Below are 15,457 nucleotides of genomic sequence, written 5' to 3' on the forward strand. Positions count from 1 at the left end.
AATGGTATTACAAGGCATTGGGCCGCGCCTCCGCCAAAACTCAGCGTGGCGCCACCTTCAAGTCAACTCTAAAACGACAGCCATTTGGCTCTACGTTGCTCAGACTCACGCTCCAGCCCTGGTTTTCACAGATCCGCTGGACCAGTGAAAGCCCCAAGCCCAACCCTTCACCTCGCTGCTCGTTGCCGCGCACGAACGGCTGGAACATGGCTTCACGTTTTTCCTCGGGAATCCCGACACCGCTGTCCTCGACCACAAAGCCTTCTGCTTCTAGCGTAAGCCGGATAAACCCGCTGTCGGTGTAATGCAATGCGTTGCGCAGCAAGTTGCCCATCACCGCATGAAGGAACGTGGCGTTGTAGCCTGTGTCCGAAGACTGACCAGGCTCAAACAACAGTGTCAAACCTTTGGCCTCAATGGGTTCTCGCCACAACGTTATCAACTGATCAGCTGCCGCAGCGAGGGATAGCTTCGGCGCCATGTCCGAATCCTCACGCTGGGTCCGCGCCAGCATGAGAAAGGTTTGCACCAGATCACGCATCTCTTCACAGGCACGAGCAATACGCTGCACCTGAGCGCGTGCGCGCTGATCGAGGGCCGGATTTTCAAGCAGCAACTCACAGGAGCTGGCAAGTACCATCAGCGGCGTGCGCAGCTCATGACTGACATCACTGGTGAACAAGCGCTCTCGCGTCAGGGCCTGACGCAAACGCCCGAGCGTGGTATCAAAGGCCACGGCCAGCTCACCCACTTCATCGGCGGCATAGTCTGGCGCCAAGAGCGGCGCAAGCCCCAACAGTTGATCGCGATGCCTGACCTGTCTGGCCAGCCTTACCACCGGCGCCATTACTTTTCGCGCCAATATCCAGCCGAGGAACACTGCCAGCCCCAGCGCAAGGACGAACCCGACCAGCACCACCGCGAACAGCACCCGTTCACGCTCTTCAAAATCGCTTTGATCCTTCAACAACGCGTATCGACGTCCGTCGACGACGACCACCATGACGTGATAGGAAAGGTCATCACGAAAGACTTCATGAAACCCTGGCTCCAGATGCCGTAAATCTTTAGGCAAATCGAACTCACCACGGCCGTCGCTGAAATAGAACAGCTCACCTGGCTCCGGGCGATGGCTCCAGTCGCTAATGCTGTCCATCAACAACAAGCGGTTGAGGTCGCTCCCAAGACCTGCGGAGATCAGCTTTTCTTCGACCACATGGACGGTTGCCACGATGCCTAGGGCGAACGATCCTGCAACCAACGCACTCATCAACGCGAACGCGATGATGATCCGCTGGGCAAGGCTTTGTTTAAACTCCATCACGGCCCTCGGCCAAGCGGTACCCAACGCCATGTACCGTCTGCAGCAACGGCTTGGCAAACGGTTTGTCGATCACCTGACGCAACTGGTGCACATGGCTACGCAGGCTGTCGCTGTCTGGACAATCGTCGCCCCACAGGGCCTCTTCAAGAATCTCCCGACGCAGCACATGCGGGCTTTTCTGCATCAATACCGCCAAGAGCTTGAGGCCGACAGGGTTGAGTTTGAGCAGGCGCCCTTCCCGAGTCACCTCTAAGGTATCGAGGTCGTAAATCAGGTCAGCGACCTGCAGGGTGCGCCTGCCTCCCCCCTGAGCACGGCGCAATACCGCTTCGATTCGTGCAGCGAGTTCGGACAAGGCGAAGGGTTTGAGCAGGTAATCGTCAGCGCCGGAACGGAAGCCTTGCAGCCGGTCGTCCAGTTGATCGCGTGCGGTGAGCATAATTACAGGGGTATCGCGCCGGGCATCCTCGCGCAGCCGCTTGCACAGGGTATAGCCGTCTATACCGGGCAGCATGATATCGAGCACGATCAGGTCATAGTGCTCGGTGGCCGCCAGATGCAAACCGGAAAGCCCATCCTGCGCGCAGTCGACCGTATAGCCCTTCAAACCCAGGTAATCCGCCAGGTTTGCCAGGATGTCGCGGTTGTCTTCAACCAGCAGAATTCGCATGGGGTACTCTCTCTGTATGCTGTTAAGGCCTTGAAGCTGGCGCAGCTTAAGGCCAAGTGACGCGCTCGACCAGTTCTAACGGTCAGGACCGGGTCGCTGGGTCGATCTCGCTCAACGTTTTTTTCACAGCGGGTTCACAACCGCATTACAGTGGCGCTGCCAGACTTTGGCCTTTGCGATCAGGAATCATCAATACGGTTAGCGCTATCGGCGCCGGCGCGCTATTGGCCTTTACGGTCCACCACTGGTTTGTCCGGGGGGCTGCCGAGCGTCAGTATATTCATCATGCTCCAGGCTGATCGGCCTGGACCCTCTCTCTATGCGCTCAGGATATTTCATGCCTTCACCTTTTGCCCGCCCCTACTCTCGCCCACTCAATCTTTGGGTGTGCCTGGGTGTCCCCGCCGTTACAGCGGTCATTCTGATCTTGCTGGAACTGACCTCCCTGGACATGGATATCGCCAGGCACCTCTATGACCCGGTAGCGGGAGACTTTATCGGTCGACACAGCAATTTCCTTGAAGACGTCCTCCACAACCGCGCAAAACAGGCAGTGATTGCGTTCAGTCTTATTTCCCTGGCTGCCTTTGCCGGCGCTTTTTTTGTGCAGCGCCTGAAACCGTGGCGCCGCGAACTGGGTTGCCTGGTACTGTCCATGGCGCTGTCCACCGCCTTCGTGACACCCGTCAAAGTCGTCACCTCGGTGCAATGCCCATGGAGCCTGACTGAGTTCGGCGGCCAAGAAACCTACAGCGAGTTGCTAAGCCCTCGTCCTGCGACCGACAAACCTGGGCGCTGCTGGCCCGGCGGTCATGCTGCGACCGGCTTTACCCTGTTCGCACTGTTCTTCGCCTTGCGTGATCGCCGTCCTCGCCTGGCACGAGCCGCATTGGTATTTGCCTTCAGCCTGGGCACGATTTTCTCGATTGGTCGAATGCTGCAAGGTGCGCACTTCTTCTCTCACAACGTCTGGACAGCGGTGTTCTGCTGGCTGATTTGCCTGGGGTCGTATTACGCCGTGTTATACCGCGCTGAACCGAAGATAGTCCCGGCGAGTAAACCTCTGGTCGCCAAGGCTGGTTGATTCTGAGTCTGTGTGCGGAGCGGAACTTTAACGCTCGCCGCACAGCTCAGCCTCACCGACTACCCGCTATAAAAAAACCCCGCCGAAGCGGGGTTTTTTATGGGAGAGGTAAAGCTGGCTTACATCATGCCGCCCATACCACCCATGCCGCCCATGTCCGGCATGCCGCCGCCAGCAGCCTTGTCGTCAACCACTTCAGCGATCATCGCTTCGGTAGTGATCATCAGGCTGGCGATGGAGGACGCCGCTTGCAGAGCAGAGCGAGTCACTTTAGCTGGGTCAAGGATGCCCATTTCGATCATGTCGCCGTATTCGCCAGTAGCAGCGTTGTAACCGAAGTTACCCGAACCCTGCTTGACCTTGTCGACAACTACGCTTGGCTCGTCGCCGGAGTTGGAAACGATCTGACGCAGTGGAGCTTCTACAGCGCGACGCAGCAGAGCGATACCGACGTCCTGATCAGCGTTGTCGCCTTTCAGGCCAGCGATTGCTTGCAGGGAGCGAACCAGTGCCACGCCACCGCCAGGTACCACGCCTTCTTCAACGGCTGCACGTGTTGCGTGCAGGGCGTCTTCAACGCGGGCTTTCTTCTCTTTCATTTCAACTTCGGAACCGGCGCCGACTTTGATTACTGCAACGCCGCCGGACAACTTGGCCAGACGCTCTTGCAGTTTTTCTTTGTCGTAGTCAGACGTGGTGTCTGCTACTTGCGTACGGATCTGAGCGATACGCGAGTCGATATCGGCACGAACGCCAGCACCGTCGATGATGGTGGTGTTTTCTTTGTTCAGCACAACGCGCTTGGCATTACCCAGGTGTTCCAGGGTAGTGGTTTCCAGGCTCAGGCCGATCTCTTCGGAGATAACGGTACCGCCAGTCAGAACAGCGATGTCCTGCAGCATGGCCTTGCGACGATCACCAAAGCCAGGAGCTTTGACGGCTGCAACTTTCACGATACCGCGCATGTTGTTCACAACCAGAGTCGCCAAGGCTTCGCCTTCAACGTCTTCAGCAACGATCAACAGCGGACGGCCAGCTTTGGCCACTGCTTCCAGAACTGGCAGCATTTCGCGGATGTTGGAGATTTTTTTGTCGACCAGCAGGATCAGCGGACCGTCCAGCTCGGCAACCATGGTATCTGGCTTGTTGATGAAGTACGGGGACAGGTAGCCACGGTCGAACTGCATGCCTTCAACAACAGACAATTCGTTTTCCAAGCCAGTGCCTTCTTCAACGGTGATAACGCCGTCTTTGGTCACTTTTTCCATAGCTTCGGCAATGATGTCGCCGATGGAGCTATCGGAGTTGGCGGAGATGGTACCCACCTGAGCAATGGCCTTGGTGTCGGTGCAAGGCTTGGACAGCAGCTTGAGCTGAGCAACGATAGCGATGGTCGCTTTGTCGATGCCGCGCTTCAGGTCCATTGGGTTCATGCCGGCAGCGACGGCTTTCAGGCCTTCGTTGACGATCGATTGAGCCAGAACGGTAGCGGTGGTGGTGCCGTCGCCTGCGTCATCGTTTGCACGGGAAGCAACGTCTTTAACCAGCTGCGCGCCCATGTTTTCGAAACGGTCTTTCAGTTCGATTTCTTTTGCAACGGAGACGCCGTCTTTGGTGATCAGCGGAGCGCCAAAGCTTTTTTCGATAATGACGTTACGGCCTTTAGGCCCGAGGGTCGCTTTAACTGCGTCAGCCAGGACGTTGACACCGGTGAGCATTTTTTTACGGGCGGAGTCGCCGAATTTAACTTCTTTTGCAGCCATGATCGTTATTCCTTAAATACTGGGTAGTAACGGAAATTCGCGGGAAATACTCAGGCTTCGACGACTGCGAGAATTTCGTTCTCGCTCATCACCAGCAGGTCTTCGCCGTCTATTTTCACAGTGTTGCTGCCGGAGTAAGGGCCAAACACCACTTTGTCGCCTACTTTTACGGCCAGCGCACGCACTTCACCGTTGTCCAGCACGCGGCCGGTACCAACAGCAAGGATCTCGCCACGGTTTGGCTTTTCAGCAGCCGAACCCGGCAGAACGATACCGCCAGCAGTTTTCGATTCTTCTTCGCTGCGACGGATTACGACGCGGTCATGCAGAGGACGAAGCTTCATTGTCGATCTCCTAATTATGGTTTTGAACGTCCGGTGACTGCACCGGCGGTTTAGAACATCCGGCGTTGCCGGTTACGGTTCGACGAGCGAACCGCAGAATACGGTCTGGCGAATCCACCAGAAACCTTGCGGTGACCCTTACATAAGGGCGAGCAAGGTGATTACAAGGCTTGGCGTGTAATTTTTTTGCAGACAGATACAGCCTTTTGAAACATATGCGGCACCGGACGGTCCCGCACAGGCCGTTGCGTACAGGCTAGAACGCTTACCGATCGCGATGTTCGAACTCACCTTCGATCACGTTAGGCTGACGGTTGCCGGGGTGTGCGGCACCGGGACGCTCCGGGCCACCCGCGGCTCGTACGTCATCGGCAAACGCACGCTGGCGGATCGCTTGCTCTTCAGCGCGCTTGCGCAACGTGTTGACCAGCACCTTACGGGTGAACGGCAACAGGCAGATCAGCCCCAGTACGTCACTGATAAAACCAGGCAGCAGCAGTAACCCACCGCCGACGGCGACCATCAGACCTTCCAGCATCTGCTGGGCTGGCAGCTCGCCGCGGGCCAGGCTCTCGCGGGCACGCAGCGCCGTGGCAAAGCCTGCGATCCGGATCACGAATACGCCGAGCATGGAGCTGGCGACCACCAGCAAGAAGGTCGGCAAAAAGCCAATGGCCATACCCACCTTGACCAGAACAAACAGTTCCAGCACTGGAAACAGTAGAAAGAGCAACAGAAAAACGCGCATCAAATGAGTTCCTCAACGGAAGAATGACTTCCAATAAACCCTATGTGACGTCGCCAAATCGTGAATTCAAGCCTCTTGGGCTTCATTCGCCGGCCATTTTTCAGCATGGGCCAGCTGGACCAAGGCTTCGCGAACTTGTTTCGGAGTGTTACAGGAGTAAGCAAAAGCCAGCCAGTATAGACCCTGCCCTATGCGTAAATGCATACCTTCGCTGTCGATACCGACCATCTGTGCGGGCTGCGTCTGCGGCAGACCGGACAGCGTGACGTAATGGGCGATGGCGGTAGCGTGGTCGTTATTCATGTGTTCGACCATTGCGGTTTCCGCTGCGCCAGCAAACGGATTGGCCAGGGCGACCTCATCGAGCCAGTGAATCGCGCCAAAACCGCCGATATAACGGTATCGCACCGGGACCAGCACCCAGAAGTCAAAGTCGTGGGCACTGTGATAGCTCTGCGATTCGGGGAAATACCGGTAATAACGCTCGGCAGCCGCTTCAATGGCAGCGCTGTCGGTCAGTTTCTCGGCCTCGGCCAGCAGGGTGATACGGCCCACCGCCTGTACATCCTCAGCTCCGCGCTCTCCAACCAGCAGCGAGCACTTGGGGTCCTTTTGCAGGTTATGCGTGTGCTGGGCGATGCGGCTGATCAGGATCAGTGGCCTGCCCTGATCATCCAGGCAATAAGGCACCACAGAGCCGAACGGGAAGCCGGGCATGGATTTGGAGTGAGTGGACAGTACACCCCGGTATTCCTTGAGCAGCAATTCTCGGGCATGCTTAGCGGCATTAACGCTCATCTTATGACTCCTTATATAGAATCCGTCGAAAACGGACGGGCGCTCGGTATTTTTGCAGCGCCACCAGAGCAACTCCAAGCGCGGACTCCGCGAGTGTGGGTCATCTGGTAAGGATAACCACCGACTGTTTTATTGGGCACGCGCATGCATTTGAAAGACAAGATAATTATTATCACTGGCGGTTGCCAGGGTTTGGGCCGTTCGATGGCCGAATATCTCGCGGCCAAAGGCGCGAAGCTGGCCCTGGTGGACTTGAATCAGGAAAAGCTTGATCAAGCGGTTGCCGCTTGCAAGGCATTGGGCGTGGAAGCACGGTCTTACCTGTGCAACGTCGCTAACGAAGAACAAGTGACGCAGATGGTTGCTCAAGTTGCCGAGGACTTCGGCGCGATTCACGGCCTGATCAATAACGCAGGGATTCTTCGTGACGGCCTGCTGCTAAGGGTCAAGGACGGCGAGATGACCAAGATGTCCCTGGCGCAGTGGCAAGCGGTCATCGACGTCAATTTGACCGGCGTATTCTTGTGCACCCGTGAAGTGGCAGCAAAGATGATCGAACTGAAGAATCAGGGCGCGATCATCAATATCTCTTCGATCTCCCGCGCAGGCAATGTCGGTCAGACCAACTACTCGGCGGCCAAAGCCGGTGTCGCAGCCGCCACCGTGACCTGGGCCAAGGAACTGGCACGCTATGGCATCCGCGTCGCAGGCATTGCCCCTGGCTTCATCGAAACTGAAATGACCTTGGGCATGAAGCCTGAAGCGCTGGAAAAAATGACCTCAGGCATCCCGCTCAAGCGCATGGGCAAACCTGAAGAAATCGCCCATTCGGCAGCTTATATTCTGGAGAACGACTACTTCAGCGGTCGTATTCTGGAATTGGACGGCGGGTTGCGGATCTAGGTTCTATTGCTGATCAGGGTCGCGTCAGTCGGACGCGACCCTGATCCGTTCGCAGGGCAGGGGAATGCCTGGTTGCAAGCGCCCCTGCGATAGCCTCATCGGAGGCTTACCACGTCACCCCAAAGCCAGCCGTGTAGCGGGTCTTGTCGAGATCCCCGTCGGAAGAACCGCTAATGAGGTTTTTCTCAGCCTTCAGGTTGAGCGAGGCCCATTCGGTAACTTTGTAACGCAGCCCAATCTCACTGTCCAGACTGTAATTGGCAACGCCCGTGAGTGATTTGTTCAATTCGCCATTGGTGAAAAACTCGACCCTCTTGCCAATCAAGAAACGGTTGTAATCCCACTTCATGCCCGCGGAATAGAAATTGGCTTTCTGACCGTCCGCGTATTCGTAGTCGGTGCGGTTAAGCAACGAACCCAGCGAGAATGCACCCAGCTCGTCATCCCAGAATTGATAGCCCGGACCGGTACCGATTGTACGTTGGCGGGTCAAATTTTCTATATCGTCGCGTTTGTAGGTAACACGACCATCCCAGAACCATTTTTCGGTGAAGAAACGGTCAATGGAGTACTCGGCGCTCCAGTTATCGGTACTGATGAGGCCATCCTGAGTTTCGCGGTTGTACTCGCCTTTAGCGTTATGCCGCCAATCGCCGTGACGCGCCGAAGTCTTGAAGGCGATGTTGTAATCGTCGGTGTTCTTTTCCGCACGCTGAAAATCCAGCGCGGCATCGATGCTGCCTTTCCAGACCAGATCCGTAATCACCGGTTTGGGTTTCATGATCTGCTGGATGCTGGCCAGCTCGACAGTCTTGGGCGCCTCACCATTGGCCAGCGTCACCTTGCCATCCTCGGCCGGCTGCAACGACTTGGCGATTTCGCCGGGGTACTTGTCCTGTTTGACCAGAAGCTTCTGATCACTCTCCAGGGTTTTGATCTGTTTCCAGTCCAGCGGGATCGCTCCGGCATAATCGGTCTGGAGCAACAACTTACCGCCATCGAAGACTCTAATGGTCCCCGTCAGCCGATCACCATTTTTCAACCAGACGGTATCGGCGAGTACAGGTATGGAGGTGCTGATAATAGCAATGCACAGCAAGGTTCTAGACAGCATAAGCAACGACAAGGCTCAGGTTTACAGGGGAATCGGGCATCATCTCCAGGACGACAACGAGCAACAAAAGACCCATTACGCGGGCTGTAGTTCCACAAACCCTGCCTTCAAGCGCCTTTCAACAGGAATAAACGCGTGACCGATCACCCGCCAAAACAGGACGACTCTGCTCAATTAACGCCGGCCGAAGTCCGGCGTAGAGCGCTCTACGTGACCCTCCATCAAATCCCGGAAGGCAAGGTCGTGAGCTATGGACAGCTGGCTGAATTTGCCGGACTGGGGCGTGCCGCACGCTGGGTTGGGCGCACGTTGAGCCAATTACCGCAGGGCACCGCCCTCCCCTGGCACCGGGTGCTGGGGGCGGGCGGTAAACTCAGTTTGCCGGTCGGAACCGCCTCAGGCGACGAACAACGTGCGCGTCTAAGGGCTGAAGGCGTCATCATCAAAAATAATCGAGTAGATATTCAGTGCCATGGCTGGCGCCCGATAGAGCACAGCGGTTAGAGTGCGCCCTTTGTTTTCGTAACCTGAGGCAGACTTCAGCCCATGCCCCGTAAATCCTGGCGCGCCGCGCTCGCCGCTTATGCCAGCCCCTCGACGTTAGTGCTATTGCTGCTCGGATTCGCTGCGGGCATGCCTTATATGCTCGTGTTTTCCACGCTGTCGGTCTGGCTGCGCGAAGCGGGCGTCGCACGTGAAACCATCGGTTATGCCAGCCTCATCGGCCTGGCTTATGCCTTCAAGTGGGTCTGGTCACCCCTATTGGACCAATGGCGCCTGCCTTTTCTTGGCAAACTTGGCCGCCGACGATCATGGCTGGTGTTGTCTCAATCCCTGATAGTGCTTGGCTTGATCGGCATGGGTTTTTGCGACCCACAAAAACACCTGTCCTGGCTGATTGCTATTGCCGTGCTGGTTGCGTTCTCGTCTGCGACGCAAGACATCGCCATCGACGCCTATCGTCTGGAAATCGCTGAAGACAGCCGCCAGGCCGCCCTGGCAGCGAGCTACATGTCCGGGTACCGCGTTGCGGCTCTGCTTTCCACTGCGGGGGCGCTGTATTTTGCCGAAGGCTTCGGCTCGACTGGCTTCAGCTACAAACATTCGGCGTGGGCGGGCACTTACATTCTGTTCGGCCTTTTGATGCTGCCCGCACTGGTCACCACGATGGTCATGCGAGAGCCACCGGTACCGTTGCGCACCCAGCTGTCCGCAGCGCGCTATGGATTCAACCACCAGTTGGCGTCAGTCTTTGTGCTGATCATCTTGCTGGTTTCAGTACCCGCGATGTTCACCCAGCTGTACTACACGGACTTTGCCAGCGTGCTGTTCAACGGCACCAGCTGGGTCACTCTGCTGCTCGAAGACCGAGCGTTTCTACGCGCCATCCTGTACATCACACTGACCACCCTGTGCCTGTCATCCTTTGGTCGACGCGGGCTTGCACCCGTCCTGACTCCCGTTAACGACTTCATCAGGCGCTATCGCTGGCAGGCTTTTCTGCTGTTAGGTCTGATCGCAACCTATCGAATGTCAGACACGGTCATGGGTGTCATGGCTAACGTATTTTATATCGACCTGGGCTTCACCAAGGACCAGATTGCCAGCGTCAGCAAGCTCTTCGGCCTGGTCATGACCCTGTTGGGCGCGGGCTTTGGTGGGTTGTTGATCGTTCGTTTCGGCATTCTGCCGATCCTGTTCATCGGCGGCTTTGCCTCAGCGGCCACTAATCTGCTGTTTTTAATGCTCGCAGACATGGGCCCGAACCTGCGGATGCTCATAGTGACCATCTCCCTGGACAACTTCAGCGCAGGGATGGCTACGTCTGCTTTCGTCGCCTATCTGTCGAGCCTGACCAACCTCAAGTTCTCGGCGACACAATACGCGCTACTCAGCTCGATCATGCTCTTGTTGCCGCGCCTGATAGGTGGCTATTCCGGGGTAATGGTAGAAAGGTTTGGCTACCACACCTTCTTCCTGATCACCGCCGTGCTCGGGTTACCAACCCTGGTGATGATCGCCCTGCAATGGGCTCAGGAGGCACGACGGGCCAAAGCGGTGCAGGTGCCGGAAGCGATTGAAACATCGGTCAGCGAACAGCCTTAGGTTGCGCGGCAAGCAAAAAGCCCCGACTCGCGGGGCTTTTTGTTTTTCAGCAGAGCCGGCTTATTGTGCGGCCGACTCCTGCACCACGCGAACCATCCGCTGTGGTGCAGGGATATTGATGTTGGCGGCCTTCAAACGATCCCGCGCTTCAATATTGAAATGAGCGACGACATCGGCATAGTCGCCGGTCTTGGTCCATGCACGCAACGACAGGGTAATAGCATTCTCGCCCAACGTCGTGACCACCGCCTGAGGCGCCGGATCCTGTAGCACGCGAGGATCCTGAGCCATCTCCAGCAACACCTGCAGGGCTTGCCGCAGATCAGCGTCATGCTCCACACCAATGTCAAAGACCACCTTGCGAGTTGGCTGACGGTTGGTGTTGGTGATGATGCCATTGGACAGGATGCCGTTAGGCACGATCACGGTCTTGTTATCACCCGTGCGCAGAACCGTATGGAAGATCAGGATGTTGTCGACCGTGCCGCTGATGTTTTGGGCTTCGATCCAATCACCAATGCGGAACGGGCGAAACAGCAAAATCAGCACACCGCCAGCGAAGTTCGCCAGACTGCCCTGCAACGCCAGACCGATGGCCAGACCCGCAGCACCGATGGCGGCCACGAACGAGGTCGTTTCGACACCGATCATCGACGCGACGCTGACGATCAGCAGCACTTTGAGGACGATGTTGGCCAGGTTGCTGATAAATCCCTGTAACGCCAGGTCGGCATTGCGCAACGCCAGTAGCCCACCCAGTTTGCGCGTCACTTTGTTGATCAGCCACCAGCCGATACCCAGAGTAACCACGGCCAGCAACACTCGGCTGCCATACTGCAGAAACATGGGAACCCAAGACTGGGATACCTTTACCAAATGATCAACTTCAGCATTCAAATCCATTGAGGTCACCTTTAGTCGCGAAAGTTGTTGAACTGCAGGGGCATGCCGAACTCATGACCCCGCAGTACCGCCATCGCTTCTTGCAAATCATCACGTTTCTTGCCGGTCACACGGACTTGCTCGCCCTGAATAGCGGCCTGCACCTTAAGCTTGGCGTCTTTGATATGAGCGACGATTTTCTTCGCCATCTCTTTATCAATGCCTTCCTTGAGGGTGGCTTCCTGCTTCATCAATTTGCCGGACGCATAAGCATCCTTGAGCTCAAGGCATTGCACATCAATCTTGCGCTTGACCAGGCACAGCTTGAGGATTTCGACCATCGCCTCTAGCTGAAAATCTGCCTCGGCGGTGAGGTTCACGGTCAACTCCTTGAACTCGAATGTGCCTTTGCCTTTAAGGTCGTACCGACGATCCAGCTCTTTGATGGCATTGTCGACGGCGTTAGTGACTTCGTGTTTATCCAGTTCGGACACTACGTCGAACGAGGGCATGTAATTTCTCCAGATAAACGGCGCGGCTCGATATGAAGATGGAGCACGCCTGACTTGACGGTATGAATGCGCCGTCATTATAACGAGACTTTCCCCACCGTCGCTGCGAGCCTGCCATGTTGAATTCCAATTCCTTCATTCAACACCCCGTCATGCCTTCGCCAGTGAATGGCTGATGGCTGTTATCTGGCACGTTTTGGGCGTCGGCAGCCTCGGCAGCCTGTGGGCGACCCGCCTGGCGCGCGCCGGATTACCGGTACGCCTGATTTTGCGCGACCCAACGCGTCTGACGGCCTACAAGGCCGCCGGCGGTCTGACCCTGGTCGAGCAAGGCCACGGCCACACCTTGGCCATCCCCGCGCAAACATTCGACGCCGCCGAACCCATTGAACGCCTGCTGGTAGCGTGCAAAGCCTATGACGCCGAAGCCGCCGTCGCTCGTCTGGCTCCGCGATTGAGCGCCAATGCTGAACTGATCCTGTTGCAAAATGGCCTCGGCAGTCAGGATGCGGTCGCGGCAAAGGTGCCCCATGCCCGCTGTATATTTGCATCGAGTACCGAGGGTGCTTTTCGTGACGGCGACTGGCGTGTGGTATTTGCCGGCCACGGCTACACCTGGCTCGGCGATGCCAAGGACCCGACGCCGCCCACATGGCTGAACGAGCTACAGGCCAGCGGCATCCCTCATGAGTGGACCCCGGACATCCTCACCCGGCTCTGGCGCAAGCTGGCGCTGAACTGCGCGATCAACCCACTGACCGTACTCCATGACTGCCGCAACGGCGGGCTGGCAACCCACCACTGCGAAGTCGCGACACTGTGCGCTGAATTGACCGAACTGCTCGGTTGCTGCGGCCAGACCGCGGCAGCCGAGGACTTGCACAGCGAGGTCGAGCGGGTGATTCAGGCGACGGCAGCCAACTATTCGTCGATGTATCAGGACGTCGCCCACGGCCGCCGCACCGAAATCAGCTATCTGTTGGGCCACGCCTGCGCGGTAGCGGCGCGTCATCAGTGCTCGCTGCCGCACCTGACTCAGCTGCAAGCGCGACTGATCGCCCATTTGCAGTCACGCGGGTTGCGCACCGACTAGATTACGGCGCGGCCAATATTGCTCAGTGCCTGAACCCCGCGTTACCCTGCGGGTTCATCAATCGCCTGTGATTTGCCCGATGCCATTGCGCCAGCGCCTAGAAAACCTACCGGTAGGACAGAAGCTTCTGGCCGCCTTGCTGGTCTTGTTGACCACGGTATTGTTGGTGGCCAACCTGACCTTCATCAGCGCCGCCTATTACATCTCCCAAGAAAGCATGGCCCCACAAGCCTTGCAGACCATTGGCCGACTGCTCAGCAACCCCGGTCTCAGCCAGGACGCGTTAACGTCGGAAAGCAACGCCAAAGCTTTGCTCAAGGAGCTCAAGAGCTATAGCTCATTGCGTGCGGCAGCACTGTACGACAACAACGGTGAGCGTCTGGCGCAGGTACAGCAGGGCGAAAAACTCAACTTGCCCGAACGCTACAAGAACATAGAAGGTTGGCGCCTGACCGAGTTTCGCAGCACTCAACTGATTCCCATCCCCAAAGCAGGAGAAGCTCCAGGCTACCTATTGCTGGTGGCCAGCAGTGAGCTGCCGATGGCGTTTTACACCGGCACGCTCACCGCCAGCCTGGGGATTCTGGTATTCAGCGTATTGCTGTGGCTGATCATCGCCCGGCAGATTCGGCGCCTGATCACCGAGCCGATCTACCAGCTCGAACAGCTGTCGCGCCAGGTGACCCGCGAGGAAAACTACGCACTGCGTGCCAAACGAGGCAACGACGATGAAATCGGCAGCCTGGCGGAAGCCTTCAACACCATGCTTTCGCGTATTGAAGCCCGGGAGCAGCAACTCAAACGTGCGCGGGACGACTCTCAAGACGCCTACGACCAAGCACAGGGCCTGGCAGAAGAAACCCGCCACACCAACCGCAAACTCGAACTCGAAGTGCAGGTGCGCAGCAAGATCGAGAAGAAACTCACCGGCTTCCAGAACTACCTCAACAGCATCATCGACTCGATGCCGTCAGCGCTGATCGCGCTGGACGAACAGCTGTATGTCACGCAATGGAACCAAGAGGCCAGCGCCCTCTCCGGCACACCTCTGGATGAAGCCCTCAATCAGCCGATTTTCCTCGCCTTTGAGCCAATGAAAGCTTTCCTGCCGAAGATCAAACACACGGTCGAGCGACACACGGTCACCAAGATCGAGCGGGTCACCTGGATCAAAGATGAAGTCCCTCACCACTATGCACTGACCTTTTATCCGCTGACAGGCGGCGCAGGCCGTGGCGTGGTGATCCGCATCGATGACATCACCCAGCGGCTGTCGCTGGAGGACATGATGGTGCAGTCGGAGAAGATGCTGTCGGTCGGCGGGCTTGCGGCCGGCATGGCGCATGAAATCAACAACCCCCTAGGCGCAATCCTGCACAACGTGCAGAACATTCGCAGACGCCTGTCGCCGGATCTGCCGAAAAACATCGAGCAGGCCGAACAAAACGGCATTGATCTGGCGCAGGTCAATCGATACCTGGAAAGCCGTGAAGTGCCTAAATTACTCGAAGGCATCCAGCAGGCCGGCGCCCGCGCCGCCAAAATCGTCAGCCACATGCTCAGTTTCAGCCGACTCAGCAACCGACAGATGGCGCCCTGCGACTTGCCCGCCTTGATCGATCAGGCCGTAGAGATCGCCAGTAACGACTTCGACCTGACCATCGGCTTCGACTTCAAGGGCCAGGCCATCATTCGCCAGTTCGACCCCAACCTGGGCCCCGTACCCGGTACGGCTAACGAGCTGGAGCAGGTGCTGCTCAATTTGCTGAAGAACGCCGCGCAGGCCATCCATCAACGTGCAAATGATAGTGAACCGGGACGCATCATCCTGCGTACCCGCCTAAACCCGCCTTGGGCCGAGATCCAGGTCGAAGACAATGGCATCGGGATGTCTGAGAACGTACGAAAACGCACCTTCGAGCCGTTTTTCACCACCAAGGAAATCGGTCAAGGCACAGGGCTCGGTCTGTCCGTGTCGTACTTCATTATCACCAACAACCACAAAGGCCAGATGGAAGTGCAATCGACCCCAGGCCAAGGCACTTGCTTCACCCTGCGCCTGCCGCTGGCCGGCAGCGCAATCAACGTTCAGGAACAGTCCCTTTCGGAGTTATAA

15 protein-coding genes are annotated in these 15,457 nt (G+C 57.2%); 6 read left to right on the forward strand and 9 right to left on the reverse strand.

Annotated features, from left to right (window positions below):
- Positions 1-40: 40 nt before the first annotated feature.
- Positions 41-1,321, reverse strand: coding sequence for a HAMP domain-containing sensor histidine kinase (locus RGU44_RS15180; RefSeq protein WP_322181759.1), 1,281 nt, complete (start codon positions 1,319-1,321; stop codon positions 41-43).
- On the reverse strand, positions 1,311-1,994 hold the full coding sequence (colR, locus tag RGU44_RS15185) for a two-component system response regulator ColR (RefSeq protein ID WP_259098423.1): 684 nt from the start codon (positions 1,992-1,994) through the stop codon (positions 1,311-1,313). The genes RGU44_RS15180 and colR overlap by 11 nt, the downstream gene beginning before the upstream one ends.
- A 337-nt stretch (positions 1,995-2,331) precedes the next feature.
- On the opposite strand from colR, the gene RGU44_RS15190 reads away from it, so the two are divergent.
- Entirely contained in the window at positions 2,332-3,078 is a 747-nt protein-coding gene (locus tag RGU44_RS15190) for a phosphatase PAP2 family protein (RefSeq protein ID WP_322181761.1), read from the forward strand.
- A 119-nt stretch (positions 3,079-3,197) separates the two neighbouring features.
- On the opposite strand, the gene groL is transcribed toward RGU44_RS15190, so the two are convergent.
- From groL to RGU44_RS15210, 4 genes are all read right to left on the reverse strand, one after another.
- Entirely contained in the window at positions 3,198-4,841 is a 1,644-nt protein-coding gene (gene groL / locus RGU44_RS15195; protein WP_219062231.1) for a chaperonin GroEL, read from the reverse strand.
- Between the two features lie 50 nt (positions 4,842-4,891).
- Entirely contained in the window at positions 4,892-5,185 is a 294-nt protein-coding gene (locus tag RGU44_RS15200) for a co-chaperone GroES (RefSeq protein WP_322166002.1), read from the reverse strand.
- 265 nt (positions 5,186-5,450) lie between these two features.
- The gene (locus RGU44_RS15205) at positions 5,451-5,933 is read right to left on the reverse strand and encodes an FxsA family protein (RefSeq protein ID WP_322181764.1); all 483 of its coding nucleotides are present in this window, start codon (positions 5,931-5,933) and stop codon (positions 5,451-5,453) included.
- A gap of 66 nt (positions 5,934-5,999) precedes the next feature.
- The gene (locus tag RGU44_RS15210) at positions 6,000-6,731 is read right to left on the reverse strand and encodes a HugZ family protein (RefSeq protein ID WP_322217923.1); all 732 of its coding nucleotides are present in this window, start codon (positions 6,729-6,731) and stop codon (positions 6,000-6,002) included.
- Positions 6,732-6,875: 144 nt separating this feature from the next.
- Here RGU44_RS15210 and RGU44_RS15215 point away from each other — a divergent pair, with 144 nt between their 5' ends.
- Positions 6,876-7,634 (forward strand): SDR family oxidoreductase, encoded by a 759-nt coding sequence (locus tag RGU44_RS15215; RefSeq protein ID WP_322181768.1) that lies wholly within the window; start codon positions 6,876-6,878, stop codon positions 7,632-7,634.
- Positions 7,635-7,740: 106 nt separating this feature from the next.
- On the opposite strand, the gene RGU44_RS15220 is transcribed toward RGU44_RS15215, so the two are convergent.
- Positions 7,741-8,748, reverse strand: a complete 1,008-nt coding sequence (locus tag RGU44_RS15220; protein ID WP_322181770.1) for a DUF481 domain-containing protein — start codon at positions 8,746-8,748, stop codon at positions 7,741-7,743.
- Positions 8,749-8,883: 135 nt separating this feature from the next.
- On the opposite strand from RGU44_RS15220, the gene RGU44_RS15225 reads away from it, so the two are divergent.
- Both RGU44_RS15225 and RGU44_RS15230 read left to right on the forward strand, forming a co-directional pair.
- The gene (locus RGU44_RS15225) at positions 8,884-9,252 is read left to right on the forward strand and encodes an MGMT family protein (protein ID WP_322217927.1); all 369 of its coding nucleotides are present in this window, start codon (positions 8,884-8,886) and stop codon (positions 9,250-9,252) included.
- Between the two features lie 42 nt (positions 9,253-9,294).
- Entirely contained in the window at positions 9,295-10,854 is a 1,560-nt protein-coding gene (locus RGU44_RS15230) for an AmpG family muropeptide MFS transporter (protein WP_322181774.1), read from the forward strand.
- 60 nt (positions 10,855-10,914) lie between these two features.
- Here RGU44_RS15230 and RGU44_RS15235 read toward each other — a convergent pair whose 3' ends face one another.
- A complete protein-coding gene (locus tag RGU44_RS15235) occupies positions 10,915-11,757 on the reverse strand; it encodes a mechanosensitive ion channel family protein (RefSeq protein ID WP_322217929.1) in 843 nt (280 codons plus the stop codon).
- An 11-nt stretch (positions 11,758-11,768) separates the two neighbouring features.
- Positions 11,769-12,248, reverse strand: coding sequence for a YajQ family cyclic di-GMP-binding protein (locus RGU44_RS15240; RefSeq protein ID WP_219062239.1), 480 nt, complete (start codon positions 12,246-12,248; stop codon positions 11,769-11,771).
- Between the two features lie 175 nt (positions 12,249-12,423).
- On the opposite strand from RGU44_RS15240, the gene RGU44_RS15245 reads away from it, so the two are divergent.
- Complete coding sequence (locus RGU44_RS15245) at positions 12,424-13,341, forward strand: putative 2-dehydropantoate 2-reductase (protein ID WP_322217932.1); 918 nt, start codon at positions 12,424-12,426, stop codon at positions 13,339-13,341.
- 79 nt (positions 13,342-13,420) lie between these two features.
- Positions 13,421-15,457, forward strand: coding sequence for a sensor histidine kinase (locus RGU44_RS15250; RefSeq protein ID WP_322181781.1), 2,037 nt, complete (start codon positions 13,421-13,423; stop codon positions 15,455-15,457).

Source organism: Pseudomonas sp. 5C2 (assembly GCF_034314155.1).
GTDB lineage: Bacteria > Pseudomonadota > Gammaproteobacteria > Pseudomonadales > Pseudomonadaceae > Aquipseudomonas.

Coding starts and splice junctions, on each gene's coding strand:
- RGU44_RS15180 (WP_322181759.1), bottom strand. CDS start 1,321: ATGGAGTTTAAACAAAGCCTTGCCCAGCGGATCATCATCGCGTTCGCG.
- colR (WP_259098423.1), bottom strand. CDS start 1,994: ATGCGAATTCTGCTGGTTGAAGACAACCGCGACATCCTGGCAAACCTG.
- RGU44_RS15190 (WP_322181761.1), top strand. CDS start 2,332: ATGCCTTCACCTTTTGCCCGCCCCTACTCTCGCCCACTCAATCTTTGG.
- groL (WP_219062231.1), bottom strand. CDS start 4,841: ATGGCTGCAAAAGAAGTTAAATTCGGCGACTCCGCCCGTAAAAAAATG.
- RGU44_RS15200 (WP_322166002.1), bottom strand. CDS start 5,185: ATGAAGCTTCGTCCTCTGCATGACCGCGTCGTAATCCGTCGCAGCGAA.
- RGU44_RS15205 (WP_322181764.1), bottom strand. CDS start 5,933: ATGCGCGTTTTTCTGTTGCTCTTTCTACTGTTTCCAGTGCTGGAACTG.
- RGU44_RS15210 (WP_322217923.1), bottom strand. CDS start 6,731: ATGAGCGTTAATGCCGCTAAGCATGCCCGAGAATTGCTGCTCAAGGAA.
- RGU44_RS15215 (WP_322181768.1), top strand. CDS start 6,876: ATGCATTTGAAAGACAAGATAATTATTATCACTGGCGGTTGCCAGGGT.
- RGU44_RS15220 (WP_322181770.1), bottom strand. CDS start 8,748: ATGCTGTCTAGAACCTTGCTGTGCATTGCTATTATCAGCACCTCCATA.
- RGU44_RS15230 (WP_322181774.1), top strand. CDS start 9,295: ATGCCCCGTAAATCCTGGCGCGCCGCGCTCGCCGCTTATGCCAGCCCC.
- RGU44_RS15235 (WP_322217929.1), bottom strand. CDS start 11,757: ATGGATTTGAATGCTGAAGTTGATCATTTGGTAAAGGTATCCCAGTCT.
- RGU44_RS15240 (WP_219062239.1), bottom strand. CDS start 12,248: ATGCCCTCGTTCGACGTAGTGTCCGAACTGGATAAACACGAAGTCACT.
- RGU44_RS15245 (WP_322217932.1), top strand. CDS start 12,424: ATGGCTGTTATCTGGCACGTTTTGGGCGTCGGCAGCCTCGGCAGCCTG.
- RGU44_RS15250 (WP_322181781.1), top strand. CDS start 13,421: ATGCCATTGCGCCAGCGCCTAGAAAACCTACCGGTAGGACAGAAGCTT.